Source organism: Maritimibacter sp. DP1N21-5, assembly GCF_019218295.1.
Lineage (GTDB): Bacteria > Pseudomonadota > Alphaproteobacteria > Rhodobacterales > Rhodobacteraceae > Maritimibacter.
This window is the reverse complement of sequence record NZ_JAHUZF010000006.1, coordinates 296,024-318,881: the sequence shown is the minus strand read 5'-3', so window position 1 is coordinate 318,881 and position 22,858 is coordinate 296,024. Positions and strand designations below refer to the sequence as shown.

Genomic DNA, 22,858 nt, shown 5'->3' with positions numbered 1-22,858 from the left:
TCTGTCGTGCCAGCCTGTCGCAAGGGTGGCGCCTTTGGCGGCGACCCGCCGTCTGCCACGAGCCCGACCGCCGAATTGGGCCGGTGTGACGCGCGGGAGGGTGAGAATGCGACTGAGGCGCGGGAACCGCCGTGCCATCTTGGCGGTTCAACCTGCGATGGACGGAACAGGCATCACCGATGACGGTCCGGGCGCAGAGCCGGGTCCGACCCAGAGCGCTTTGCGCCCTGAAAGCGTCTGCGGCATCCTTGGCCGGGCACGCAAGGCCCTTCATGACGGCGACGTGAAGCTGGGCGAAGTGGTCGCGGCCCTTGGCCGGGCGAGCTTCGCACCGCTCATCATGTTTCCCGCGCTCGTCATCGTGACCCCGGCAAGTGGCATTCCGCTCCTGTCGTCGATCTGCGGATTGACCATCGCGCTCGTCGCCATGCAGATGCTGGTTCAGCGAGATCACATCTGGTTGCCGGGCTGGCTCATGCGCCGCGCGGTGTCGCGCGAGAAACTGGAGAAAACGCTCGACTGGCTCGATCCCGTGGCGGCATGGATGGACCGGATCACCAAGGAACGACTGACGCCACTGGTCAATCCACCGTTCCTCTACCTCCTGCAGGTCCTCTGCGTGATGGGCGGCGCGGTCATGCCGCTCATGGAGTTCGTGCCCTTCACCTCGTCCATGGTGGGCATGATGATCGCCTTTCTCTCGGTCGCGATGGTCACCCGCGACGGCTTGTTGGTGCTCTTGGGCTTCCTGTCGCTCGGTAGCCTCTTCTACCTCGTCAATATGGTGATCACCTGATCCGCGGCAGACCGGGAAGTCTCTGTCGTGGGAAGATTTTTTCATGCATCTTGGAACCGGGTTAAGGGTCCTGCGTTAAAGCACGTGGGACACACGGGAAATCACATGACCAATCATTTCGCGAACGGAGCAGCGGAGACTCACGAGCCGGGGTTCCGCATGATGCTACGACGGGCCTCTCGTCAGGCGCATGACCGGACGGAGGCGATCTTTGCCGATTTCCTGGCCGATCCGGCGGCGCATGTGAGCGCCTACCTTTGCGCCCAGCGGGTCGGGATCGCCGCACTCGTCATGGCTCGGGCGGAAGGCTTCGGGCCAAGCCACCAGGGCCTCTATGGCCAAATGATCGCGGATCTCGATGCCGATTGCGCCCGGCGAGGCCTGAACCCGCCCGTGCTGATGCATGACCTGCGGCTGCACCCGGTCGCGGTGGACTATATCCTTCTGGGCGCGCGCCTCGGGACCGAGGTCATTCGTCGTCGGGTCGCAGCGGCCGGTGTCGACCCGATGCCGCGTCACTTCCGCCAGATGGGAAGCACCGAAGCCTGGCGCATGGTCTGTGCGCGGCTCGACCGGATCGCGCCCACCTCGCCCCTGGCCGAGGCCGTCACCGCCGACGTGGCAAACGGGTTCGACCTTTTCGCGCGCGCCGCGCATATGACGCTGTCAGATGCGGCAAGGCCACCCGGGACACGCCCGGACCCCGAATGGAGCGCCGCCCACTGACATGGCTTTGACGACTCCTGCTCCACAGCCCGGCGATCCCATCGATCTGACCAATTGCGACCGCGAGCCGATCCATATTCTGGGTCGGGTGCAATCCTATGGCGCTCTCGTCGCGCTTTCGGCGGACTGGATCGTTCAGCACGCGTCCGAGAACCTGCCCGAAATCCTCGGCGTGGACGTCGAAGACGCCCTGGGACAGCCGCTCTCGGAACTCGTCGTATCCGACGCTTTCGCGCGGATCCGGGGCGGCCTGCGGACCTCGGACCTGCGGGAGCAGGCGGTGCGGCTTTTTGGCGTCATGCTGCGCGACAACGGCAAGCTCTGCGACCTGTCGATGCACCAGTCGGGGCGTTACCTGATCCTTGAGTTCGAACCGAAATCGGGCGTTCGGGGCACAGACGTCATGAGCGAGGTCTATCCCCATATCCGCCGGATCGACACCAGGCACGACATTCAGCGGCTGGCGCGGGACGCGGCGCGCGGCCTTCGGGCGATTTCCGGGTTCGACAGCGTGATGGTCTACGAGTTCCAGCCGGACCACTCCGGCAAGGTCATTGCCGAGGACCGGGCCGACGGGGAGAAGCGCTATCTCGGCCTCAACTTCCCCGCCTCCGACATCCCGGTTCAGGCGCGCGCCCTCTACAAGCGCAGCCTCCTTCGGCTGATCGCGGACATCGACGACGACGGGGCACGGATCCTGCCCGGCGTGGATGCAGACGGAACGCCTCTGGACCTCTCGCTCGCGGTGACGCGAGCGGTGTCGCCGATCCATATCGAGTATCTCAAGAACATGGGCATCGGCGCGTCGATGTCGGTGTCGATCATGAAGGATGGCGAACTTTGGGGACTGTTCGCCTGTCACCACGATTCCCCTTATTACATCGACTACGAGCGGCGCACGGCGGTCGAGATGTTCGGGCATCTCTTTTCCTTCGAGCTTGGCCAGTTCGAAAGCCGCGAACGCCAGCAGGCACAGGAGGACACAAGCCGCCTTCAGACCCTGATCATGGCGCAAATGGCGGATGGACAGCCCTTGACGGAAAGTCTTCTGTCGTTGTCGGACGATATCGAACGGGTCATCCCGCACGACGGGCTGGTGCTTTTCCAAAACGACGAGTTTCATTCGACCGGCTCCACGCCCACCAAAGACGAATTCCGCTTTGTCGCCCGGATGCTCGACCGCTCGGCGGGAACGGGCGTCTTCGCGGCAGAACAACTGTCGCGACATGTGCCCGACGCGGCCGACTATGCGCAGCGCTGCGCCGGGATCCTCGCCATCCCGATCTCGAAGCGTCCTCGCGATTACCTCGTCCTGTGTCGTCGGCCTGTGACCGACAGCGTGCATTGGGCCGGGGATCCGAACAAGGCGGTGACGGTGGGCCCGAACGGGACCCGCCTGACCCCGCGCAAGAGCTTCGAGCTGTGGAAAGAGACCGTCGAAGGCAAATCGGCGCCCTGGTCCGCGCATTCCAAACATGCTGCCGAACATATCCGCGTGGTGCTTCTGGAGATCTTTCTCAAAGTCACGGACGCCACCGCCGAGGAACGCCGCCGCGCGCAGGAACAGCAACAGCTTCTGATCTCGGAACTGAACCACCGGGTGCGCAACATCCTCAACCTCATGCAGGGGCTCGTGTCGCAGTCGAAGGAAGGCGCGAAGACGGTGAAGGATTTCACCGAACGGCTGGACGGGCGGATCCATTCGCTCGCCCGGGCGCATGACCAGCTGACCCGCGAACGCTGGGAACCGGCTCCGATCCACGACCTGATCCGCACCGAGTTCGAGGCCTATGCCAACTTGAAATCCGAGCGGGTCCTGATCGACGGTACCGATGCTGCGATCACGCCGGCGGCCTATACGACCATGGCGCTTGTCTTGCACGAGATGGCGACCAACTCGATCAAATACGGCGCACTCTGCGACAGCACGGGCAAGGTGATCGTGACCCTGCGCGAAGATGCCGCCGGGGGGCTCACGCTTGACTGGGTCGAACGCGGAGGACCGCCCGTGAGCCCGCCCAAACGGCGCGGCTTCGGATCGACCATCGTCGAGCGGTCGGTGCCGCACGAACTTCGCGGCGACGCCCGGATCGACTACAAGCTCACAGGAGTGGAGGCGCATTTCCGCATTCCTCCTGCCCATATCTCGCGTTTTGTCGACCCGGCCGAGGCGGACACCGCCCCCTCGGCGGTCGACCGAAACGCAAACGTCGCGTTCCGGCTGTCGGGGAAAGGGCTGATCGTCGAGGATACGCTGATCATCGCGATGGATGCCCAAGGTATTTTCGAGGATTTCGGAGCAGAGACTGTTCGTATCGCTTCATCTGTCTCTCAGGCACTCGACATGATCGAATCCGAGCGCTTCTCTTTCGCTCTGCTCGACGTGAACCTCGGCGACGAGCAGAGTGTCGCGGTGGCGGAACGGTTGGTCGAGCTTGATACTCCTTTCATCTTGTCAACGGGCTATGGCGAAACCGACGACATCCGCGCGATCTACCCTCCCTGTCCCGTGGTGCAGAAGCCTTTCTCGAACGACAGTCTGCGCAGTGCGTTGCAACAGGTTCTTCCCCACGGCGCGGGTGAATGACACGGTCTCACTTGTCCTTGACGAGAGTCACATATCGGTTACGTTAGCCCCTGTCGGGGAATGGTGATTCAAGACTAACCGGCGGGATCTCCCCGACCCTGCCGGTAAAGCCGGGGACGCGGTGTGACGGGGACCACAGATCGATACGCGGGGGACCTTGCGCAAGGCCCCGGACAAGTTTGCGCGAAAATCGTGGACAGGGAGGGTCGCATCCTCGCCGTGAACGGTGAGGCGCTGACCGCTTTCGGCACGTCTGAGGACGGTGCCCTCGGGACAAACGTGACGACGCTCTTTCAGGACATGGACCGGCCCGCCGCGCAATCGGCGCTGGACGACGCCTTTTCCGGCGCGGTCGGTCGGTTTCTTGCGGTGGTCAACGGCGTCGAATGGGCGGTGGAATGCCATGCGCTCCGCGATGGAGATCATATGGGCCGCGCGCTCGTCCTGTCGCGCCGGGCCGAGCCGGGGACCGATCACGACAGCCGGCAGGAGGGGCTGCGCCGTGTCCGCCACAGCCTGACCAACATGGTGAGCGCCAGCGCCTCGGCCGCGCGGATGGTGCGCCGCGGGGTCGAAGGGGACCGGGCTGACGCCCTGGCGCAGGAACTCGAAGAGGCGGCGGAACGGGCCATGTCCGCGCTCGATACGCTGAAGGTCCTTCTGGACGGCAGTACGGACACAGAGGACCGAAGCCGGTAACACCCCCCCTTGCATAGGGCAAAGCCGCCGCGCAATCTGCGCCCATGACACCCGAAACCGCGCATCAGATCCTGGACGACATGTTTGCCCCTTGGGTTCGCGCACTCGACCTCAGGATCGACAGCCTGTGCTGTTCCGGTGCGACGCTGTCCATGCCGGTCACCCCGGAGATCGCGCGTGTCGGCGGGATCGTGTCGGGTCAGGCGATCGCGGCTTTGGCCGACACGGCGATGGTCTTTGCCTGCGCGGGCCACTTCAAGGAGTTCAAACCCGTGGCCACGACCAACCTCGATCTGCAGTTCCTGCGCCCCGGCGCGGGCGAGCGGATTTCCTGCCGAGCGCTCGTGGTGCGCGCCGGGTCCAAAGTGGTTTTCACCCGGGCCGAGATCGTCGCCAAGCCGTCGGAGAAAGACGTGGCGACGGCGACCGCAACCTATATGGTGCCCTGAATGTCCGGAAATGGTGGCTACGCGCTTACGATGCTGCTCGCAGGCATGGGGATTCCCATCCTCGCGGCTCTGAACGCGGCCCTTGGCCAGAAGATCGGCAACCCTTTCGCCACCGGCGTCGTCCTCTTTGGCGTGGCGCTGATCGTCGGGATCGTGGCGGCCCTGGTGACGGGCCCCGGTGCGCTGTCCCGGCTGGGCGAGGCGCCGAAGCACCTGTTCACCGCCGGGCTCTTCGTGGCGTTCTATGTGCTGTCGATTACCTTCGTCGCGCCGCGCTTCGGCGTCGGCAACGCGGTCTTCTTCGTGCTGCTGGGCCAGCTGGTTTCTGCCGCGGTCATCGACCATTTCGGGCTCTTCGGCGCACGGCTGTCACCGCTGAGCCTGTCGCGAACGGTCGGAATCGCCGTCATGGCCGTCGGCGTCTGGATCGCGCAGCGGGCCTAGCGCCCTCAGTCCTGAACGACGATGAAGGTGTCTTTCTTCCCCGTCTCGAAGATCAGGGAATAGAGCGTCTTGGCGTTCTCGGGCGAAAGCCGCACGCAGCCGGCGGAGGCGGGCGTTCCCAGACGCCCGACCGCATCGGTCCCGTGGATCGCGTAATCGCCCGAATAGAAGACCGACCACGGCATCGGAGCGTTGTTGTATTTCGACGACCGATGATCTGGCGAAAACCACTGCGGCTGGAAGGTGCCGCGCGGGGTCCATTTGCCGGTCCGGGCGGTCGAAACCGGCCAGTCGTAAAGCCGGACACCGTTCTGGATGACCGTCAGCTTCTGCTCGGACACGTCGACTCGGACGACGACCATGTTCCTTGCGCTGGAGCTTGAAAAGACCTCGTCGGCCAATGCGGGCGCGGTCAGGAAACCAAGGGCCACGCCGAGGCAGGCGGCGGAGCCACGAAACAAATTCAACAACATGCAGACTATCCCCTTCGCAATGCCCCCATGGTTAGGGGCACAAACGATTCCCGCAAGCGGATTCTCGCCGATCAGGCGAAGGGGGCGATCACGCCTGCGTCAAGCCGGACGACCCGGTCCATCCGGTGGGCAAGCTCGATGTTGTGTGTGGCGATGAGGGCCGAGAGACCGGTGTCGCGCACAAGCTCCATGAGGGCACCGAACACCCGGTCCGAGGTCTCGGGATCGAGGTTCCCCGTGGGCTCGTCCGCGAGCAGGACCTCGGGCGCATTGGCGAGCGCCCGGCAGAAGGCCACGCGCTGTTGTTCACCCCCGGACAACTCGGCCGGGCGGTGGTCGGACCGATGATCGACCCCGACGCGGGCGAGCAGTTCCTTGGCTCGCGCCCGGGCTGCGCCCTGCCCCGCGCCGTTGGCGAGCTGCGGCAAGACAATATTCTCGAGCGCCGAGAATTCCGGCAGCAGATGGTGAAACTGGTAGATGAACCCGATCTTCGAGCGGCGCAGCGCCGTGCGGCGTCGGTCGGACAGCCGGGTCACGTCCTCGCCCCCGATGGTGACGGTGCCGGCGCTCGGCGTGTCGAGCAGCCCCGCGATGTGCAAGAGCGTCGATTTGCCAGCCCCTGAGGGCGCCACAAGGGCGACCACTTCGCCGCGCTCAATTGCAATATTCGCACCTTTCAGGACCGAAACCTCACCAGGTTCGCCCAAATTGTAGCCTTTTTCGATCTTTTCGAGCTTCAGGGCCTCACTCATAACGCAGCGCCTCCACCGGGTTCATCCGCGCCGCGCGCCGCGCCGGGAAAATGGTCACGATGAAGGACAGGCCCAGCGACATGGCCACGGCCGACAGCACGTCGGGCAGCTCCAGTTTCGCGGGCAAAGCGTAAATCCCGCGCACCGATGGGTCCCAGACCCCGCCGCCCGAGACATAATCGACGAGGGCGAAGATCGGGTCGATGTAGATGGCAAAAAGCACTCCGACGATGACGCCCGCAATGGTGCCGACGATCCCGGTGAGCGAACCGCAGAGGAAGAAGACCCGGAGCACTGACCCTTCGGTCAGCCCCATGGTGCGCAGGATACCAATGTCGCGGCCCTTGTTCTTGACCAACATGATCAGGCCCGAGACGATGTTCATGGAGGCGATAAGCACGAGGACCGAGAGGATCACGAACATCACGTTGTCCTCGATCTCCAGCGCCTTGAGGAAGGCCCCAGCGCTGTCCTGCCAGGTCCAGGCGATGGCATCCGGCCCGGCGGCCTGAAGAATCGGAAGGACGAAGTCGTCGATCCGGTCGGGGTCGCGGGTCATGACCTCGATCTCGTCGGCCACGCCCTCCTTGTTGAAGAAGACCTGAGCCTCTTCGAAAGGCAGGTAGACCCGCGTCGAGTCGATGTCGTAGCGGCCTGCCGAGAAGATGAAGGTCACGTCATAGACGTTCACGCGCGGGCTGACCCCGAAGGCCGTCTTCACGCCGTTTGGCGAGATGATCTTGATCTTGTCGCCAAGCGTCAGGCCAAGGTCGCGCGCCACGCCCGATCCGATGGCGATGCCACGCTCGAACTCCTCGATGCTGCCCTGCGCCGTGGTCGGATCGGCCACGCGAGGGATCGACCTGAGGTCGTCCAGACGGATGCCGAAGACCTGCACGCCGGTGTTGCGGTCGCGGCTGTTGGCCATGACCTGGCCCTTGATGAGCGGCGCGGCACGGGTGACGCCGGGCACCTCGGCGATGCGCGCGGCCCAGTCGTCGAAGTCGCTGATCGTCTGGTCGAGATTGCCCGACGCCGTCACCTCGCCCGCCGTGTAGACGGTGACATGGGCATTGGCGCCAAGGATCGTATCGACGAACTCCGCCCGGAAGCCGGTGCGGACTGCGAGCGTGATGATCAGCGCGGCGACGGCCAGCGTGATCCCGATCAGCGAAATCCACGTCATCGTGGACACGCCGCCCTCGGCCCGCCGGGCCCGCAGGTAGCGCCAGGCGATCATCCATTCGAAGCGGGAAAAGGGGGCGGTCGTTTCGGCCACGGGCGGCTCCTCAACTGGCGCGACATCCGGCGCGGTCGCGCGAGACCCTGTGGGCAGGCGCGCCAAAGGTCAAGCGCCCCGCCCCTCACGCCGGCGTGTGGCGGCTCAGGCAGTTTCCTTCGCGGCGTCGGCCTTTTCGGGCGCCGAGGCGACGAGACCCGTGCCGATGGCGGCAATGGCGATCACGGCGAAAATGGCGAACCACATCGGGGTAAGCTCGACCCGGTCGCCCGAGACGGCGACGAGGTTCACGAAGCGACCGATGAGGTAGAAGATCACGATCATGATCGTCTGGGTCCCGAGGATCGGCAGGATGCCCTTGATCCCGTTGAACCGTTTCACCCGGGTCGCCCCGAGGATCGCGTTGAAGACGAAGACGGCGAGCACGGCGAAAAGCCAGAAGACGCTGGCCTTCAGGATGCCGAGCAACAGGGGCAGGAGAAACAGCAAGCCGGCCGAAACGAGGGCGAAGCGCATCTTGCGGTGCATGGGCGTCCTTTCACGCGAAACGGCGGATCGGCCACAAGAGCACGGAGAACACCGCACGAATGGCCAGCCAGCCGATAATGAATCCGATCCCCGCCGTGATGACGCCATCCAGGGTGACCGGCACGGCGGGTTGATAATGGTCCCAGGTCCGCTGCACAAGCTCCGGGTCGCGGATGCGATAGAACCGCGCGAGGCGCATGAGCGGATCGGCCGGGCGCAGCACGTCATAGTCGGCGCGCAATCGCTCATAGCGGTTCACCCGTTCGGCCAGCCCCTGCCCCATGTCCGCGATCAGGGCGGAATTGCCGGATTGCAGCTCGTCCAACGCCTCTTCTCGCGTGCGGCCCGCAGCGGCAGCAGCCCCGTCGACGAAGAGCGTGACCGCGCGAAGCTCGTCCACGGCACCGGACAGGCGCTGGACGTATTGTTGCGAGAACTCGGGAAATTGCGAAAGCGCCAAGGCACCCGCGAGACCGCCGAGGAAGGCGAGAAGGCGAACGAACATTACTGCTCCTTTTTTGGTGGCAGGGTGCGGGTTCCGCCGCCGCAAATCAAGAGAGGCAAAAACGGTCAGCCGGCGATGAGGCTTGCGAGGAACAGGGCGAGGCAGAGGACAGGCACCATGAGAACGGCCCCCAACATACCGGGCCAGAGACGCGGCGACGGGAGGCTCCAAAGGAGCCAGAGCGCCGCAGGCAGGACCAGCGCGAGTGCGGTTCCCGTGCCGGGCATGTAGCTTCGGGTGAGCGCGGACAGGATCGGATGGCTCGCGACATTCGCGAGGAGCGCTCCGGCAACGGCGGCCGCCATGATGCGGAGCAGCCTGTGCTCGGGGCGGGCACGCGTGCCCAGGAGGACCAGAGACACCAGAACCGTGAGCCCCGCCATGGCATAGGACAACGTGCGTTCGGACAGCAGGACCGACAGTGGAAGCCGGGCCAGCCACGCGGGCAGGCCCGTCAGTTCCTCGACGTTGTGGATGACGAAGGCGCCGGTGGTCAGGACGGCAGGAATGCCCCAACCCTCCGCGTCGACCTCCCGTTCGCCGCGTCGTGCCACGGGGTCAAAGCACCGTGGCGTAGATCGCCTTGATCCGCTCGACGGCGGCGTCGGGGGTCAGTTCCTCGCTCTCGCCGGTGCGGCGCGAAGTCAGTTCGACAACGCCATTACCAAGCCCGCGCGGGCCCACCGTGATCCGCCAGGGCAGACCGATGAGGTCCATGGTGGCGAATTTCGCGCCGGCGCGTTCCTCGCGGTCGTCGTAGAGCGGATCGAGACCCGCCTTCACGAGCGCCTTGTAGATGCCCTCGCAAGCCGCGTCCGTGGCTGCGTCGCCTTGTTTGAGGTTCACAATGCCCGCGTGGAAGGGGGTCACGCCCTCGGGCCAGATGATGCCCTTGTCGTCATGGTTCGCCTCGATCAGCGCACCGATGAGGCGGCTCACGCCGATGCCGTGGGATCCCATGTGAAGGGTGATCTTTTCACCGTCCGGTCCCGCGACCGTCGCGCCCAGCTTCTCGGAATACTCGGTCCCGAAATAGAAGATCTGCCCCACCTCGATCCCACGCGCCACGCGACGGCGCGCCTCGGGCACATTGGCGAAGACCGCTTCGTCGTGGGTTTCATCGGTTCGGGCATAGCGCGAGGTGAATTCCTCGAGCACGGCCTGACACTGGCCACGGTCGTCAAAGTCGATCTCGCGGTCCCCGAAGGTCAGATCGGTGATCTCACTGTCATAGAACACTTCGCTCTCGCCGGTTTCGGCCAAGACGAGGAATTCATGGGTATAATCACCGCCGATGGGCCCCGAATCCGCGCGCATCGGGATCGCCTGAAGCCCCATGCGTTCATAGGTGCGCAGGTAGCTCACGAGATGCCGGTTGTAGGCGTGAAGGGCGTCCTCCTTCGTCAGGTCGAAGTTGTAGCCATCCTTCATCAGGAACTCGCGGCCCCGCATCACGCCGAAGCGCGGGCGGATCTCGTCGCGGAATTTCCACTGGATCTGGTAGATCGTGAGCGGCAGGTCCTTGTAGGAGGTGACGTTGGAACGGACGACATCCGTGAACAGCTCTTCCGCCGTGGGCGAGAACAGCATGTCGCGATCGTGCCGGTCCTTCATCCGCAGCATCTCGGGACCATAGGCATCGTAGCGCCCGGATTCCTTCCACAAGTCGGCCGACTGAAGAACCGGCATCAGCATCGGGATATGGCCCGCGCGCTGCTGTTCCTCATGGATGATGGTCTCGAGCCGGCGCAGCACCTTGAACCCGAGGGGAAGCCATTCGTAGATCCCGGCCGAGGCCTGCTTGATCATGCCGGCCCGCAGCATGAGCCGATGCGAGACGATCTGCGCTTCGGAGGGCGTCTCTTTCAGAACCGGCAGGAAATAGCGGGACAGGCGCATGGAAACCTCGTGTATATGGTCCGAAACTGGTCAGCGCATCCCTAGCGCGAGGGATGCCAGCCGACAAGGGCGGCGCGAAGGCGCCTGTCCGGGAAATGGATCGGGATCGGCCGCGGAGACCTAGTGCGTCCAGACCTGACGACGATTGGTGGCGAAGTTTTCGCCATAGCCGCCATTGCGGATGTTCTGCGCACGTTTGTGGGGTTCGGTTACCACCGCTTCGATCCCCTTCTCGGCCGCATAGGCGATCGCAGCTTCCTTGGTCGAGAAGCGGATGCGAATCTGGCTTTGCGTGTCCGAGGACCCGGTCCAGCCCATGAGGGGGTCGATGTCGCGCGCTTCGTCGTTGGTGAATTCCAGAACCCATTGCTTGGTGCGGGCCTGACCGGATGTCATGGCGTTGCGTGCGGGCTTGAAGATGCGAGCGGGCATGGCGACTCCTCTTAGATCGTCGGTTTTATCGAAGAAACCCCCGCGATGCGCAAGGGAAAAGAGCGCGTCGCGAGGGCCTTGGGGGGAGATGGGCTGCCAGTCCCGGCGAGGGAGCGAGGGGTGGGGTGGGGTGGGTGTTCGCCAGGACCGGCAGCCTGTCTGCTGCTTGCCAGTCCAACCTAGGGAAGACCGGCGCGTGCCGCAAGAAAAAACTCAACCCTTCAGAGCACAAAATTGCGATAATTCTACCTTAAGTAGTAATCACTTGTTAAGGTTTGGTCAGGAGGTTCAAAAACCCTTTGCTCGCCCCGCGCATCAAGCCGGTTCGTCGAAGGCTTGCATCATCGGCCGAAGGCCGGAGAAGTCGCCGAAGCATACCGTCTTTCCAGAGGGAGCGGTATTGTCCATTCGTGCCGGTATGGTTCCCCTACCCCCGCGCGCGCCCCTGCAACAGCGTGAAGCTCCGTCACGCCACGCGGGCGCGCAGGCGTTCGGTCAGGATCGGCGGCGGCAGAAGGTCACGCCGGAACAGTTCTGCCTCATGCGACTTCAGCACCTGGCGGGCAGTGTGGCCGTAGGCACCGTCGAGCGTGCGAAGCTCGGGGAAGAGCGTCAGCACCTCGTCACGGGTCTGGTCGCCGAACCCATGAAGCCCGACACCCCCGGGGTAGAAGCTTTCGCTTCGCAGGTTCATCGAGATAAGGATCTGGTGCCGGTCGAAAAGAAGGTGGAAATATTCGACCTCGGACCCGGCGTCGGTGTGGATGGTTTCGCCGTTCACCAGATGACGCGCCGCCGCCAGCACTTCGTCCAACCCGAGAAAGAGCTGCGCCTGCCTGCCGCCCAGCAAGACGCGGTGCATGGGCGAGACCAGCATGTCCCGGGACGGCACCCCGGGTGCGATCGCATCGGCGCGGATACGCACCGGGCGCAATGGGTCATCGGGTGCGGCATGGTCGAGCGAGAGCCGGCGCGAACCGATCCAGCGCAGCCTTTGTGGCCCGTCGTCCAGAGTCAGAACCTCGTCCCCCACCCGCAGATCCTCGACCCGCCGCGGCCCATGGGGCGTTTCGATCAGCGTGCCGCGCGTGAAACAGGGGGGCTCGTCGGCACCGTTGATCGTGATCGTCACCGTGGTCGACCCGCGCTGCGAGGTGATCGTGAAGACCTCCTGCAGGCTCTGGCCCGAGTTCAGCGCTTGTATGGTAGGCTGGTCGTTGCTGGCGCTATAGGTCCAGACCCCGTTCGAGTTGATCGTCAGCGTGCCATAGGTCCCGGTCTGAGTCCCGGCGGTCCACTGTCCGGTGTCGTTGATGCCCAAGGTGTAATTCGCGTCGCCGGAGGCGGTCAGAAACCCGCCTGCGACGCCCTGATCCTCGGTCACGCTGCCGGTTTGTGCGATCGGCGTGCCCATCAGTGCGCTCCCACCAGATGGGACTGTACGAGGCCCCGCCTGCCCCTGCTCGCGTCGCCCTCGACGATCTTGCGCAGGCGCCCGCCCTTGCCGAGCCGGGCGAAGAAGAAACGGCCCTCGGGCGGATTGCGGGCGATGTGCCGGGCGACTTCGGGTCCGTGACCGAAGGGGGCGATCAAATCCATGAACCACAGGTTCGTGCCCGAGACCCATTCCGACTGGTCCGGCGGGATCTCCTGAAAAAGCATCCGCTCGCTCACCTCGTCGGACAGGCGCGCCCAGATCAGCGCCGCCGCCGTCGCGCCGTTGTCGTCCTCGAAGAACCGGACGCAGCCGTGGTTGATCGCCGGAAAGAACAGCGACGCCAGCGCCGAGCCGGGATAGGTCTTGTGCAGCGGGCAAAAGGCCGCGAGGAAGGTGAGCTTGCCCAGCGCCATCAGATGGTCATCGCTCGGACGCACGCCTCCGTTCGCGGGCTGGCCCGCGGGGATGTTTGTTGTATTCGGCATCTGCTCTGCCTCTTCTTTTTGATGAACTGAAACGTCCGTTCAGGCACCTGTCAATGCACAGCCCCGGTTTGCGGGCGATCGACCCTCGGGATTTCGCCATATGATGCGGGAAGGCCGCGTTTCAGCCTGCTGACGGCTCCTGTCAGGAACCTGGTGCGATCCTGTCTCATAGCCCTTGAACACGAACAAAAAGGGCACAACTCTGCCCAGGTAAGGAGTCTGCCGCCCATGTCCGATATCGCCGCCCCCCTGATGAACCCGATCCCTGCGAAGCCCAAGCTCGAAGGTGGCAGGCGGTTCGTGATGAACACGAGCTTCCAGCCCGCCGGCGACCAGCCGACCGCCATCGCGGAACTGTCCGCCGGGATCATGGACGGCGAGCAGGACCAGGTGCTTCTGGGCGCGACCGGCACCGGCAAGACCTACACCATGGCCAAGATCATCGAGGAGACCCAGCGCCCCGCGATCATCCTTGCCCCGAACAAGACGCTCGCGGCCCAGCTTTATGGCGAGTTCAAGGGGTTCTTCCCGGACAACGCGGTCGAATACTTCGTGTCCTACTACGACTACTACCAGCCCGAAGCCTATGTCGCGCGGACCGACACCTTCATCGAGAAGGAAAGCCAGATCAACGAACAGATCGACCGGATGCGCCACTCGGCCACGAGGGCGCTTCTCGAACGCGACGACGTGATCATCGTCGCCTCGGTGTCCTGCATCTACGGCATCGGGTCGCCCGAGACCTATGTCGCCATGACGCTCGACCTCGAGGTGGGCAAGGACTACGACCAGCGGCAGGTGATGAAGGAACTTGTCGCCCAGCAGTATAAACGCAACGACAACGCCTTTGCCCGCGGCAGCTTCCGGGTGCGCGGCGACTCCCTCGAAATCTGGCCCTCCCACCTCGAAGACCGCGGCTGGCGGCTGTCGTTCTTTGGCGAGGAGCTTGAGGCGATCACCGAATTCGACACGCTGACCGGCGCCAGGACCGATACGCTCGACAAGGTCCGCGTCTACGCGAATTCCCACTATGTGACCCCCACGCCCACGCTGCGCCAGGCCATCGAAGGCATCAAGAAGGAACTCACCCTGCGCTTGGCCGAGTTCGAGAAGGAGGGCAAACTGCTCGAAGCACAGCGCCTCGAACAACGCACCCGCTTTGATCTCGAGATGCTGGAGGCCGCCGGGTTCTGCAACGGGATCGAGAACTACTCCCGCTACCTCACGGGCCGTGGCATCGGGGAACCCCCGCCCACGCTCTTTGAATATATCCCCGACAACGCCATCGTCTTTGCCGACGAAAGCCACGTCAGCGTGCCCCAGATCGGCGGCATGTATCGCGGCGACTATCGGCGCAAGTTCACGCTCGCGGAACACGGCTTCCGCCTGCCCTCCTGCATGGACAACCGCCCGCTCAAATTCGAGGAATGGGACGCCATGCGCCCGCAGTCCGTCTTCGTCTCGGCCACGCCGGGGAATTGGGAGCTTGAGCGCACCGGCGGCGTCTTTACCGAACAGGTCATCCGCCCCACGGGTCTGCTCGACCCGATGGTCGAAATCCGCCCGGTCGAGAAGCAGGTGGACGACCTTCTGGACGAGGTGCGCCGCGTCGCGCAGGCCGGGTATCGCACGCTGGTCACGACGCTGACCAAGCGCATGGCCGAAGACCTCACCGAATACATGCACGAACAGGGCATCCGCGTGCGCTACATGCACTCCGACATCGACACCATCGAACGGATCGAGATCCTGCGCGACCTGCGTCTGGGCGCCTTCGACGTGCTGATCGGGATCAACCTCCTGCGCGAAGGCTTGGACATCCCCGAATGTGGGCTGGTCGCGATCCTCGACGCGGACAAGGAGGGCTTCCTGCGCTCTGAAACCTCGCTCATCCAGACGATCGGCCGGGCCGCACGGAACGCCGATGGCCGGGTCATCATGTATGCCGACCGGATCACCGGCTCGATGGAGCGCGCGCTGGCCGAGACGGACCGTCGCCGCGCCCGCCAGATGGCCTATAACGAGGAGCACGGGATCACGCCCCAGACGGTGAAAAAGAACGTCGAGGACGTGCTCGCGGGGCTCTACGCCGGCGACACCGACATGAGCCGCGTGACGGCGACGGTGGACAAGACGAACGTCGGCGGCAACCTGGCCTCGCATCTCGACGCGCTGAAGGCCCAGATGCGCAAGGCCGCCGAGAACCTGGAGTTCGAGGAAGCCGCGCGGCTGCGGGACGAGGTGAAGCGGCTGGAAGCGGTGGATTTGGCCGTGGCCGACGACCCCATGGCGCGTCAGGCGGCGGTGGAAGCGGCAGGCGAGAAGGCCGTGCGCGGACGGTCTACGGCCGGGAAGCCGGGGATGAGGGCTGGGCGTGGGGGAAAAAGGTAGCAACGAGATGGAAGCGGATCAGTACTTTAGAATTTGGGGACTTCTCTCAGACGATCTAACCGACAATCGTGACATTACGAACTCACGTCCACTACTTGCTCACTACACAACCATGCAAGTGGTCGAAAGCTTCCTGTTGAATCGACAGTTATGGCTGTCGAACCCGCTCAACATGAATGACCACCAAGAGGTCCAATTCGGCATTCACGCCGCAGTAAATCAATTATCGCAAAGCCGCTCTCTACGTCGAGCATTCTTAAACTATGATGTTTACGCAGCCTTCATCAATGAAATAAACTCGCTTTACAATTTATACGGAACAACGGAGGTCAAAGACCTCTTTGTGGCGTGTTTCTCCGAACATGATCAACGAGATTTTCCTGACGGAAAACTCTCTATGTGGCGGGGCTACGGCGACTTTGGCGATGGAGCTGCGATTGTTTTTGATACTGCTAAAATTGAACTAGCCGCAAAATCTCCATTCATTCTCTCCGAGGTGAGCTACATGTCGAACCAAGAAAGGCATGGGGCGATAAGAAACAAGGTTTGGCAACTTGCCGAGATTGTGTCGTCCGAAGAGATTACTATGGACAATTTCTCTGGCCTCGCTCACGCATTCTTCCGTCGTGTTGTTCTTTCAGCGGTATTCACTAAACACGGTGGCTTTGCAGAAGAACGTGAGTGGAGGCTTGCTTATTTTCCGCTGAACGATGAGAATGGTTCATTCAGGAGTCTAATCGACTACCACCATGGCCCCACCGGCCCCGAGCCAAAAATGAAGTTAACGGTAGAAGGCCGCAAAGGAGAGCCAAGCCTTGGCTTGAACATCAACGAGACAGTTGAGGCAATAATTATCGGGCCTCGAGTTAGCTCCCCACTCAATGAACATGCCGCCAAGACCATGCTTACTAAATTGAAGCGCGAGGAACTGATACCGAAATTGATGACATCAAGCATTCCATTTCGCAAATGACCTGACAATTAATATCGCGTCAACGCAGACTTCGCGCAAATTGACAGGTGCCTTGCAAGATCCAGAACTATTGATTCATCTCTATTGCGTTCAGCGTGACGTCAATGACGTCGGGCTGCCGTACGCTCTCACCCCCCCGTCCCGCCCCATCCATAAACCAAAACCCCCGCCGCAAGCGCGACGGGGGCCAAGTTCTGCACCTTCAAATCAAACGATTACGAGTCGTCGTCCGGCGGGGTCACGTCCACCGTAGGGACTTCCACCTCGGCCTGTTCGGTGTCGATGTCGACGTCCGGCACGGTGACTTCCTCGGTCTCCGAGCCAACCTCGATCTCGCCGACCTCCGCGTCGACCTCGGGCATCTCGCCGCCGTTCACGCTCACGTCCACGTCAGGCAGGGCGCCGTCCTCGGTGACGTCGAAATCCACCATGTAGATCCCGAAGGCGATGGCGATGATGGCGACGAGGCCGATGACAATTCCGGTTCCCTTGTTCATATCCGTTCCTTCCAAGTGTCTGAAACCATGTGTTCCCCCCACCAATTCGTGACCCGGCGCGATTGTTCCGTGTGGGGCGAGTCCCTGCCGGCCTGCGGGCCTTCACGCGATGTTAACCGGGAGGGCCCAAGCTGCGCTGGACAGCCCCGGTGGAACCTGCTTCCCTTGCCCCATGAAACCGCTCTTCGCCCTTGGCTCACTTGTCCTGCTCCTCGCCGCCTGTTCGGAACAGGACATGTGCATCTACAATGCCTCGTCCGATCTGAAGGCCGCCGAGCGGCAGCTTGGCACCCTGCGCGGGAACGTCGCGCGCGGTTATGCCATTCACAAAACGCAGGAACGGGTGACCTATATCGGGGTCTGCTATGACAAGCAGGGCGACCCCTACGGATGCCCGAAGACGGAATGGGAACGCGTCGAACGCCCGGTCGCCATCGACGTGGGCGACCAGCGACGCCAGATCGCCGCGCTGGAGTCGCGGCTTCCGGCGCTCCGGGCCGCCACCGCCCGGGCCAGCCAGCAGTGCCGGGTCGCCTATCCCGAGGGTTGAGCCCCTTTTTCGGCTCGAAAGTTGCACAACCTACGGGAATCCATACCGTTTGCTCCTCTCCCTGCGCTTGCTTCTGTAGCCCCCGGGCGTAATCTTGAGGCGTTGCCAATTCTTGCGCCATCATGGACCGGGTCAGAAACCAATCACTCGACCGGGAAGGTGCCGCTGCATTTGACCGACTGCGCCTCTTCCTCGGGGGCCTTGGCATTTTCCTGCCACTGGTGCTTGCGCTGGCCGGACGCATCGCCGACGGACATCTGCAGCCCACGATCTCGGACTACTTCCACACGACCCAGCGCGATCTGCTGGTTGGCGGCCTCTGCGCAATGGGGGTCTTTCTGGCCGTGCACAAACGATGGGAGCCGCCACGCGGCCGCCTGCTGCCCCCCGACCGCATCGCACGGCTCGCCGGGCTCGCCGCGATCGGGGTCGCCTTCTTCCCGAACGAAAGCCAGCAGGTCGACACCCTCAGCCAGAAGATGCTCGGCCTGACCCTTGCGCCGGTCTTTCACTACGGCGCGGCACTCATGCTTTATCTCATGATGTCGATGAGCTGCTTTCTGGTCTTCGCCCCGCAATCCCGCCGCGAGGCGGACCGGAGGTTTCACCTCTGGATGGGGCGGATCATCTTCGCGGCGGGCTGCATGGTCATGGTGCTCTCGGGGATCAAGAACAATGCCCCGGCCCCCTTCGGGCCCTTCGTCGCGGAGAACAACCTCATCTTCTGGGACGAAAGCGTCGGAGTCTGGGCCTTCTGCGCCTCCTGGATCCTGAGCACCCTGCGCGAAAGATGGCGGCTGGGGCTGACCCTGTCGCCACGGTCCGGGCTCCCGTCGCGCCACCTGTGGGATCAGGGTCCGCAGGGCGCGACCGATCCCGCCGCCAGTATCGAAGCCATGCGTCGCGAGCGGCTCGCCCGGCTGCTGCGCCAGCGTCGGTCCATGCCGCACTTCGCCGCCCTGCCCCAGCCCAGCGCCCGGGGCCGCCTGGCAATGGGTCTCAGAAGGTCGCGGCCACGTCGTACATCACCGGCTCGAACGTCCGGCACAGCTGGTTGATCTCGCGGTTTCGGCGCCGCATCTCGTCCGAGCGCAGCATGGCCTGAAAATCCTGCCGCTTCTCCCATTGCGAATAATTCGCGATCCTTGTCTGGGCATCGTTCACGTGAAGGCCGGCCGCGATGAACCCGGGTTGCTTCGAGATGAAGGCTTCATAGGCATCGGTCAGCAGGTCGAGCAGATCGTCGCAATTTCCGGGACTGGTCTCGAAGGTCGTGATGACGGTCTGACGGTCGGCGGCTTTCTCGATCGTGGGCATGGCATCCTCCCGGTGGCTGGCCTCATGAGACGAGCCTAACACCCCCACGCGAAAGGACAAACTCAATCGAAGATCTCTTCGAGGATGTCCTTGATCCGGTTCTTCCTGCGGCGTTTGTCCTTGGGATAGGCCCGTTTCGAAGGTTTCGCCCGCTTCGCGCCACTCTCCTCCGGCCATCGCTTGCCACGACCGGGGCGCGCGATATGCGCGGCGTCCCGTTGCGGCGCCTCCCGGACGATGCGGTTCACCACAACGGGTTCGGGATCGCCCAGCACCACGGGGCTTTGCAGGGCGCTCGCGATGGCGTCGAGTTCGCCATGGTCGAGCCACACGCCACCGCAGGCGCCACATCGGTCAAGCGTCACGCCGTGGCGGGTGAGGTGGACCATTTCTTCGGAACAGTTCGGACAGATCATGACCCGAATATGGGGATCGCCGGGGCAAAGGAAAGGGCGGGCCACACCGGGCCCGCCCTGCCTCGCAAGACCGACGGTTCGCGCCAGCCCCTCCCCAACGCGGACCCGCGCCGTCCTAGCGGACGACGTGCACCGCACAGCCCGCATGCCGGACGACACGCGCCGCCGTAGAGCCCAGGAAATAATCCTGAAACCCCGGGCGGTGCGAGGCAATCACGATGCAGTCCACACCGTTCTTCGCTGCATATTCGACGATGGAATGCCCGGCGTGGCCTTCGATCACCTTCACGATGATGCCGTTGTCGCCGTTCACCTTTTCGGCCAGAGCGGCCTGAAGATCGTCAAGATTGTGCTGATGCTGCCCCTCCGGCAGGTATTGGGCGACGTAGGAAGGGATTTCCTCGACCACATGCAGTGCCGTGACCGTCGCGCCCTCCTCGGAAATCGCGCGCGCGATCTCGAGGGCCGCCCGCGAATCGCGTGTCTCATCGAAGGCGATGGGAACGAGAATGTTCTTGTACATGTTCGTGCTCCTTTTAGTGTTCAACAACACTAGACCGTAAACGGACTGCGGCGGCATGACCTAGGTCAAGCCGCCGCGATTTTCGGGACCGGGGTCGACCCCCGAGGATCAGAACGGAAGTCCGACGTAGTTCTCGGCCAGCGAGGTGCGCGCGGCTTCCGACGACAGGAAGTAGTCCAGTTCGATGGACTGAAGCTTCTGATCGAATTCCGGGTGATCGGGGAACACGTGCAGCATCGAGGTCATCCACCAGCTGAAGCGCTGCGCCTTCCAGACCCGGCGGAGCGCGGTGTCGGAATAGGCATCGAGCCCGCTGTCGTCGCCGTTCTCGTAATGCGAGAGCATGGCGTGGTAGAGATAGTAGATGTCAGAGGCCGCCGAATTGAGCCCCTTGGCGCCGGTCGGCGGCACGATATGCGCCGCGTCGCCGGCAAGGAACATGTTCCCGTAGCGCATCGGTTCGGCCACAAAGCTGCGGAGCGGCGCGATGGACTTCTCGATGGAGGGCCCGGTTTCCAGCCGCGCGGCCACATCCTCGGGAAGACGCGCCTTCAACTCGTCCCAGAAGCGGTCATCCGACCAGTTCTCGACCGTGTCGGTCAGGGGAACCTGAACGTAGTAGCGGCTCAGCACCTGCGACCGCAGCGAGCAGAGCGCAAACCCCCGGTCGGAGCGCGCATAGATCAGCTCGTCATGCGCGGGCTTGGTTTCGGAGAGGATCCCGAGCCAGCCGAAGGGATAGACCTTCTCGTATTCGCGGATCTGGTCCGCCGGGATCGACTTGCGGCTGACCCCGTGGAACCCGTCGGCCCCGATGATGAAGTCGCAGTCGATGCGATGCGTTTCGCCGGCCTTGGTATAGGTCACATAGGGGGCGTCGGTGGTCATGTCGTGGGGCTGAACGTCCTCGGCCTCGTGGATGACGATGCCGCCCATCTTTTCGCGGGCGTCGTAGAGATCACGGGTCAGTTCGGTCTGGCCGTAGACCATGACGGTCTGCCCGCCGGTCAGCCCCTCGAGGTCGATCCGGTGCATCGTGCCGCGATCGGAGATGGAGAAGCCTTCGTGGATCTCGCCTTCCCGGTCCATCCGTTCGCCGCACCGCGCCTCGCGCATGAGCTCGACGAAGCCGTGCTCAAGCACGCCGGCTCGGATGCGGCCCAGCACGTAGTCCCGCGTCTGACGCTCGAGCACGACCGTTTCGATCCCCTTGAGGTGCAGAAGCTGGCTCAGCATGAGCCCCGACGGCCCACCGCCGATGATGGCGACCTGTGTCTTGCTCGTGGTCATGGTTTCCTCCCGTTCACGATGCACGTTCCTGTGGCCGACGATCATCCATGGAAGCGGGCGCGGGAGGAATGGACCGAGCGGCCAATTCCATGTACGGATCGAACATGCGCGCGATCGAGAGCTTCAACCTTTTCGGCGAAGATGCCGACCTGCCCGACGTGGTCCACTGCGAGACCATCGCCGCCCGTTCCGTCAAGCATGACTGGGAGTATTCGCCGCATCGCCATGGCCGGCTGCACCAGTTCCTGCTGATCGACACCGGCGGCGGGCGGGCGTCACTCGACGACCGGCAGATCGCGCTCATGGACGGAATGATCGTGAATATCCCGACGGGCTGCGTGCATTCCTACCGGTTTCGCGCCGGGACCGCAGGCTGGGTAGTGACGGTGCCGACCGAAGTGCTCGAGATGGGCCTGGCGCAAGGCGAAGGCCTGCGGCCGCTGCTGGCAAGGCCGACCGTGCTACCCTCGGACACGCAGATCAGGGACACCATCCTGCGGCTCTTCGCGGAATACGAAGGGCGGCACTTCGCCCGCGCGCATGTGCTGCGTTCGGAAACCGCGCTGCTGGCCGGGCTGACCGCGCGGGCCATCGCCGCGACCGAGCCCCGGACACCGAGCGACAGCCCGTTGCAACGGCGGTTCGAAACGCTGATCGAGATGCATTTCGCGGACCACTGGCCGGTAGCGACCTATGCCGATGCGCTTGGCGTGACTCCGACGCATCTGTCGCGCGTGATGCGCGCTGCCACCGGCGCGCCTGCTTCGGCCGCGATCCTCGACCGGCTCATTCGTGAGGCCCGCCGGCACCTCGCCTATTCCAACCTCACCGTGGCGCAGGTCGCCTATGCCTTGGGCTATCAGGACCCCGGATATTTCTCGCGCGTCTTCACCCGCGCCACCGGGCTGTCTCCCAGCGGCTTTCGCACCCAGCACGGGGTGACATGACGCCTACCCGCGGCGCGCGGCAAAGAAATCCTTGAGCAGCGCTTCGGCTTCGCGCGCGGCGAGGCCATCATAGATTTCCGGCACGTGGTGGCACTGCGGATGGCTGAAGACGCGCGCACCGTGGGCGGTGCCGCCCGATTTCGGGTCGGCTGCGCCGTAGTAGAGGCGGCGGATCCGGGCGAAGGAAATGACGGCCGCGCACATCGGGCAAGGCTCGAGCGTCACGTAAAGGTCATGGTGCGGCAGACGCTCCGACCCCGACGCGGCACAGGCCGCGCGGATGACCAGCGTTTCGGCATGGGCGGTGGGGTCATTCAACTCACGCGTTCGGTTGCCCGCACGCGCGACCACGGCACCCGCAGGCGACACGAGCACGGCCCCCACCGGCACTTCGCCACGCGCGGCGGCCGCGCGGGCTTCGGCCAGCGCCTCGTCCATATATGAGCGGAAGGCGGTCATGTCCCCATGTGACCCGGTTTTGCCTGCTGGACAAGCGAA

At 63.9% G+C, this 22,858-nt stretch carries 27 protein-coding genes; 11 read left to right on the top strand and 16 right to left on the bottom strand.

The genetic code is table 11. The annotated features are described in order from the left end of the window. Positions 1 to 106: 106 nt before the first annotated feature. The 6 genes from KJP29_RS09190 to KJP29_RS09165 all read left to right on the top strand — a co-directional run bounded on the left by KJP29_RS09190 (position 107) and on the right by KJP29_RS09165 (position 5,701). Positions 107 to 796, top strand: coding sequence for an exopolysaccharide biosynthesis protein (locus tag KJP29_RS09190; protein ID WP_255553519.1), 690 nt, complete (start codon positions 107 to 109; stop codon positions 794 to 796). A 105-nt stretch (positions 797 to 901) separates the two neighbouring features. Beyond that, entirely contained in the window at positions 902 to 1,522 is a 621-nt protein-coding gene (locus KJP29_RS09185; protein ID WP_218463278.1) for a hypothetical protein, read from the top strand. Position 1,523: 1 nt separating this feature from the next. Next, entirely contained in the window at positions 1,524 to 4,109 is a 2,586-nt protein-coding gene (locus KJP29_RS09180; RefSeq protein WP_218463277.1) for an HWE histidine kinase domain-containing protein, read from the top strand. A gap of 192 nt (positions 4,110 to 4,301) precedes the next feature. Further along, entirely contained in the window at positions 4,302 to 4,808 is a 507-nt protein-coding gene (locus tag KJP29_RS09175) for a hypothetical protein (protein WP_218463276.1), read from the top strand. Positions 4,809 to 4,852: 44 nt separating this feature from the next. Continuing rightward, positions 4,853 to 5,257, top strand: a complete 405-nt coding sequence (locus tag KJP29_RS09170) for a PaaI family thioesterase (protein ID WP_218463275.1) — start codon at positions 4,853 to 4,855, stop codon at positions 5,255 to 5,257. Continuing rightward, complete coding sequence (locus KJP29_RS09165) at positions 5,258 to 5,701, top strand: DMT family transporter (RefSeq protein ID WP_218463274.1); 444 nt, start codon at positions 5,258 to 5,260, stop codon at positions 5,699 to 5,701. A gap of 5 nt (positions 5,702 to 5,706) precedes the next feature. Here the strand turns inward: KJP29_RS09165 and KJP29_RS09160 are convergent, their stop codons facing one another. The 10 genes from KJP29_RS09160 to KJP29_RS09115 form a co-directional block, all read right to left on the bottom strand. Beyond that, positions 5,707 to 6,174 (bottom strand): L,D-transpeptidase, encoded by a 468-nt coding sequence (locus KJP29_RS09160; RefSeq protein ID WP_218463273.1) that lies wholly within the window; start codon positions 6,172 to 6,174, stop codon positions 5,707 to 5,709. A 71-nt stretch (positions 6,175 to 6,245) separates the two neighbouring features. Beyond that, a complete protein-coding gene (locus tag KJP29_RS09155; RefSeq protein ID WP_218463272.1) occupies positions 6,246 to 6,929 on the bottom strand; it encodes an ABC transporter ATP-binding protein in 684 nt (227 codons plus the stop codon). Further along, positions 6,922 to 8,208 carry a lipoprotein-releasing ABC transporter permease subunit gene (locus tag KJP29_RS09150; protein ID WP_218463271.1) on the bottom strand — a complete coding sequence of 429 codons (1,287 nt, stop codon included), beginning with the start codon at positions 8,206 to 8,208 and terminating at the stop codon, positions 6,922 to 6,924. The genes KJP29_RS09155 and KJP29_RS09150 overlap by 8 nt, the downstream gene beginning before the upstream one ends. A gap of 105 nt (positions 8,209 to 8,313) precedes the next feature. Continuing rightward, positions 8,314 to 8,697: a hypothetical protein gene (locus tag KJP29_RS09145; protein ID WP_218463270.1), complete on the bottom strand. Its 384-nt coding sequence runs from the start codon at positions 8,695 to 8,697 to the stop codon at positions 8,314 to 8,316. Positions 8,698 to 8,707: 10 nt separating this feature from the next. Beyond that, positions 8,708 to 9,202 (bottom strand): DUF2937 family protein, encoded by a 495-nt coding sequence (locus KJP29_RS09140; RefSeq protein ID WP_218463269.1) that lies wholly within the window; start codon positions 9,200 to 9,202, stop codon positions 8,708 to 8,710. A 65-nt stretch (positions 9,203 to 9,267) separates the two neighbouring features. After that, positions 9,268 to 9,756 carry an HXXEE domain-containing protein gene (locus tag KJP29_RS09135; RefSeq protein WP_218463268.1) on the bottom strand — a complete coding sequence of 163 codons (489 nt, stop codon included), beginning with the start codon at positions 9,754 to 9,756 and terminating at the stop codon, positions 9,268 to 9,270. Positions 9,757 to 9,760: 4 nt separating this feature from the next. Then, a complete protein-coding gene (proS, locus tag KJP29_RS09130) occupies positions 9,761 to 11,101 on the bottom strand; it encodes a proline--tRNA ligase (protein WP_218463267.1) in 1,341 nt (446 codons plus the stop codon). Positions 11,102 to 11,221: 120 nt separating this feature from the next. Continuing rightward, positions 11,222 to 11,533 carry an ETC complex I subunit gene (locus KJP29_RS09125; protein ID WP_218463266.1) on the bottom strand — a complete coding sequence of 104 codons (312 nt, stop codon included), beginning with the start codon at positions 11,531 to 11,533 and terminating at the stop codon, positions 11,222 to 11,224. A gap of 466 nt (positions 11,534 to 11,999) precedes the next feature. Next, positions 12,000 to 12,947 carry a Hint domain-containing protein gene (locus KJP29_RS09120; RefSeq protein WP_218463265.1) on the bottom strand — a complete coding sequence of 316 codons (948 nt, stop codon included), beginning with the start codon at positions 12,945 to 12,947 and terminating at the stop codon, positions 12,000 to 12,002. After that, the gene (locus KJP29_RS09115) at positions 12,947 to 13,456 is read right to left on the bottom strand and encodes a toxin-activating lysine-acyltransferase (protein ID WP_218463264.1); all 510 of its coding nucleotides are present in this window, start codon (positions 13,454 to 13,456) and stop codon (positions 12,947 to 12,949) included. Before KJP29_RS09115 ends, KJP29_RS09120 begins: the two co-directional genes overlap by 1 nt. 228 nt (positions 13,457 to 13,684) lie before the next feature. Here KJP29_RS09115 and uvrB point away from each other — a divergent pair, with 228 nt between their 5' ends. After that, complete coding sequence (uvrB, locus tag KJP29_RS09110; protein WP_305067326.1) at positions 13,685 to 15,847, top strand: excinuclease ABC subunit UvrB; 2,163 nt, start codon at positions 13,685 to 13,687, stop codon at positions 15,845 to 15,847. Between the two features lie 7 nt (positions 15,848 to 15,854). Then, on the top strand, positions 15,855 to 16,820 hold the full coding sequence (locus tag KJP29_RS09105; protein WP_218463263.1) for a DUF2971 domain-containing protein: 966 nt from the start codon (positions 15,855 to 15,857) through the stop codon (positions 16,818 to 16,820). A 215-nt stretch (positions 16,821 to 17,035) separates the two neighbouring features. On the opposite strand, the gene KJP29_RS09100 is transcribed toward KJP29_RS09105, so the two are convergent. Further along, the gene (locus tag KJP29_RS09100) at positions 17,036 to 17,317 is read right to left on the bottom strand and encodes a hypothetical protein (protein ID WP_218463262.1); all 282 of its coding nucleotides are present in this window, start codon (positions 17,315 to 17,317) and stop codon (positions 17,036 to 17,038) included. A gap of 172 nt (positions 17,318 to 17,489) precedes the next feature. Between KJP29_RS09100 and KJP29_RS09095 the strand changes: the two genes are divergently transcribed. Next, positions 17,490 to 17,867 carry a hypothetical protein gene (locus KJP29_RS09095; protein ID WP_218463261.1) on the top strand — a complete coding sequence of 126 codons (378 nt, stop codon included), beginning with the start codon at positions 17,490 to 17,492 and terminating at the stop codon, positions 17,865 to 17,867. A gap of 122 nt (positions 17,868 to 17,989) precedes the next feature. Further along, entirely contained in the window at positions 17,990 to 18,925 is a 936-nt protein-coding gene (locus KJP29_RS09090) for a hypothetical protein (RefSeq protein WP_218463260.1), read from the top strand. Here the strand turns inward: KJP29_RS09090 and KJP29_RS09085 are convergent. From KJP29_RS09085 to pobA, 4 genes are all read right to left on the bottom strand, one after another. Beyond that, on the bottom strand, positions 18,867 to 19,184 hold the full coding sequence (locus KJP29_RS09085; protein ID WP_218463259.1) for an antibiotic biosynthesis monooxygenase: 318 nt from the start codon (positions 19,182 to 19,184) through the stop codon (positions 18,867 to 18,869). The two genes, KJP29_RS09090 and KJP29_RS09085, sit on opposite strands and share 59 nt — an antisense overlap. 62 nt (positions 19,185 to 19,246) lie before the next feature. After that, on the bottom strand, positions 19,247 to 19,645 hold the full coding sequence (locus KJP29_RS09080; protein WP_218463258.1) for a zf-TFIIB domain-containing protein: 399 nt from the start codon (positions 19,643 to 19,645) through the stop codon (positions 19,247 to 19,249). Positions 19,646 to 19,715: 70 nt separating this feature from the next. Beyond that, on the bottom strand, positions 19,716 to 20,123 hold the full coding sequence (locus KJP29_RS09075) for a universal stress protein (protein ID WP_218463257.1): 408 nt from the start codon (positions 20,121 to 20,123) through the stop codon (positions 19,716 to 19,718). A 108-nt stretch (positions 20,124 to 20,231) separates the two neighbouring features. Further along, positions 20,232 to 21,413: a 4-hydroxybenzoate 3-monooxygenase gene (gene pobA, locus KJP29_RS09070; protein WP_218463256.1), complete on the bottom strand. Its 1,182-nt coding sequence runs from the start codon at positions 21,411 to 21,413 to the stop codon at positions 20,232 to 20,234. 68 nt (positions 21,414 to 21,481) lie between these two features. Here pobA and KJP29_RS09065 point away from each other — a divergent pair, with 68 nt between their 5' ends. After that, complete coding sequence (locus KJP29_RS09065) at positions 21,482 to 22,360, top strand: helix-turn-helix domain-containing protein (RefSeq protein WP_255553518.1); 879 nt, start codon at positions 21,482 to 21,484, stop codon at positions 22,358 to 22,360. A 3-nt stretch (positions 22,361 to 22,363) separates the two neighbouring features. On the opposite strand, the gene KJP29_RS09060 is transcribed toward KJP29_RS09065, so the two are convergent. Next, the gene (locus KJP29_RS09060; protein WP_218463255.1) at positions 22,364 to 22,819 is read right to left on the bottom strand and encodes a nucleoside deaminase; all 456 of its coding nucleotides are present in this window, start codon (positions 22,817 to 22,819) and stop codon (positions 22,364 to 22,366) included. Between the last annotated feature and the right edge of the window lie 39 nt (positions 22,820 to 22,858).